This is a genomic window from Ferroplasma sp. Type II (assembly GCF_000496155.1).
Genome location: NZ_KI542818.1, coordinates 1 through 2,084 on the forward strand (window position 1 = coordinate 1; position 2,084 = coordinate 2,084).

General features: G+C 38.1%; 2 protein-coding genes. Both read left to right on the top strand.

The features are described 5' to 3' along the window. Positions 1-234: 234 nt before the first annotated feature. Entirely contained in the window at positions 235-825 is a 591-nt protein-coding gene (locus AMDU4_RS13000; RefSeq protein ID WP_021786559.1) for a histidine phosphatase family protein, read from the top strand. 488 nt (positions 826-1,313) lie between these two features. After that, the coding region (locus tag AMDU4_RS13005; RefSeq protein ID WP_290705406.1) for a hypothetical protein at positions 1,314-2,084 on the top strand (771 nt) is incomplete at its 3' end.

The following is a 2,084-nucleotide window of genomic DNA, read 5'->3' on the forward strand; positions in this document are numbered from 1 at the left end:
TTATGCCTCCGGCTGTTTAAATATATGTCCGTATTTTATGTGTGCTGATTACTCATGCACAACGGCCTGCCATTGACTCAAATTTACATTCATCCATATTAGATGGATGCAATTTCAGAGATACCAAAAATCTATTAATTTGAAATTAACCAAAAATTAAAAAGATTCACTTACAGATGCAAAAGGATAGATGGTGTTCGAATCTTTATATCTGATGAATATATACGATGAAATATGGCAAAAGCGTATGTAATCAGGCACGCTGAAGTTGTTGTTGATCCAAATCTACCTTCCTATCAATGGGATCTTTCTCCCGAAGCTGAAACCTCTATTAGGCGAATTTCTCGTAGCATTGAAGGGACAACCGCATCACACATCTACCATAGTCCAGAGAATAAGGCATATAATACTGCTAAATTCATCGGTGATATATTTGGAATCCCAACGGAAACCAGTTTTAACCTGAGAGAAGTAGAAAGAACGTTTCGCTTTTTACCTGATGATACCTTTAATCTTCTTATCAAAGAATACCTTGAGGGAAAAAGAGTCGGAGCGTTTGAAGACTATAAAATTGCGCAGAATCGCGTAGCCAAATGCTTTTCAAATATCGTTTCAAAAAATCACGGGAGAGATGTTATTCTGGTGTCTCACGGTCTAATTCTGACTATTTTGTACAGTTATCTTCTGCAGCGTCAACTCAACTGGATTGAGTGGAAAAATATTAGGATACCAGATTTATCTATTATTGATTTGGATAAGAATACTATAGAACGGGGGTTTTTCTCTACAAGGAATAAAAAGATATTCATTCAACTTCACCCTTAACTCACGTTAGCTATAGTTGCATCTATTCAAAACGTAATGTGCAGTTTTATGTTGCAATTTATAGTGCCTTTTATTCTCTTAGAGATCTCCATAGAATAGTGGCACATAGAACTGGATAGAAACTTGATTCTAAGGATAGGTTGGGAGCCGAAGGTCAAAATCATTCCGGCACTGATACATACCATGACAATTTATCAGAGTCACTAATGCAGTTATTTTTTTCTGGGAATGGAGAATTCTATAGTAAGTTACCTGAGCCCCGGGAACCAATGGGGATGAGAGGATGAAATTGTTCTATACAAGATGTACAGGTTGCCACAGAAAATTTCCAACCAGGAAACTTGCAATAAACGGAGATCTCCAGTTGCTATGCCAGGATTGCCTGGACGGCAAAGTGGGGGTGAGGCAATGACAGTATTCATGCATAATCTCACGGACAATATTTTGAAAAGTTATGCAGGCGTGAACCGGAAAAGGAGGTTTGGAAGATGATCGATGAAATTGATAGGGACAATATGGCACGTTTTGCCAGGGATTTTATATCAGACAACAAAGATGAATTGGTAAATTTACACAATAGCTGGGTTCAAGGATCGGATTTTAGGTTCCCTCTGGATTATAAACTCCTGGAAGAATATTCAGGTATGAATCCTGAAGAGGTTAGGCAACGCTATAAACCTATTTTTGAGCGCATAACTTTACTGGATAAAACAGAATCGGAGAAAAAGGAGCTGATTGACAGGGTTGCCAGGCAATATAACATAGAATCTGATAAAGCTTCTATGCATGAAACTGCAAAATGCATATTGGAATGGCTAAAGATCAACCCTCAGGAAATGATTAAACAACTGAATGATGCCCTATGCAATATTATTGTACAGAAAGGTGACAGTGACACTGATGATTTTTATCGGCCTGAATTTGAGATTCTGAACTGGCCTTTAACTTCCATTTCCGGTTTAGATTATGGTTCTATAAATAAATTAATTCGCATCAGCGGGTGGGTAGCATATATAGAAAATCCCCCACATATTGAATATACAGATATGGTATTCAAGTGCCCGGCATGCGGCCATATGAACCATTCGCAAATAAAAATCAAGGAGTGTGAAATGTGTGGTTATTCACGTGGCCCACTCCAATTCCTCCCAGACGAATCTATTGGTGAAAGAGTACAGGAAATATTCTTAATTGAAAATTATGAGGATATAGGTGTGGGCACCCCTGGCATTATATCTGTGTTTGTGCGTGGGAATTCT

What these genes read in the sequence shown, in the direction of transcription:
- AMDU4_RS13000 (WP_021786559.1), top strand. Translation starts at nt 235, where the DNA reads ATGGCAAAAGCGTATGTAATCAGGCACGCTGAAGTTGTTGTTGATCCA.